The 255-nt window shown below is 67.1% G+C and carries 1 protein-coding gene; it reads right to left on the bottom strand.

Annotation, left to right across the window (positions count from 1 at the left end; all coding sequences use genetic code 11):
* Window positions 1-255: RHS domain-containing protein (locus tag PZA18_RS24705; protein WP_284103529.1), on the bottom strand; the 255-nt coding region annotated here is incomplete at both ends.

The raw sequence follows: 255 nt of genomic DNA, 5'->3' as shown, positions 1-255 counted from the left end.
CGGCTGATCCCCCTGGAGGGGGCCGGATTCGTTGAGCAGCTGGCCCCACGGATCAATCTGAGCTTGCCAGACGCGCTGACCATCGGGGTCGGTCAGGGCATAGGGCGTACCCAGGTGGTCGGTGTGGTACAGGTAGCAGCCCGTCTTCGGCGCTTGCGGGGGTTTCCAGGCGGCCTGTTTGGGCGGTTTGGCCGTATCCAGCCGTAGCAGCGGGGTGAAGCTGCCGGGGCGGTAGACGATGCGGCTTTGCCGGTC

Source organism: Parachitinimonas caeni (assembly GCF_030129945.1).
Classification (GTDB): domain Bacteria; phylum Pseudomonadota; class Gammaproteobacteria; order Burkholderiales; family Chitinimonadaceae; genus Parachitinimonas; species Parachitinimonas caeni.
The sequence above is the reverse complement of the archived record's forward strand: the minus strand, read 5'-3'. Positions and strand labels throughout refer to the sequence as shown.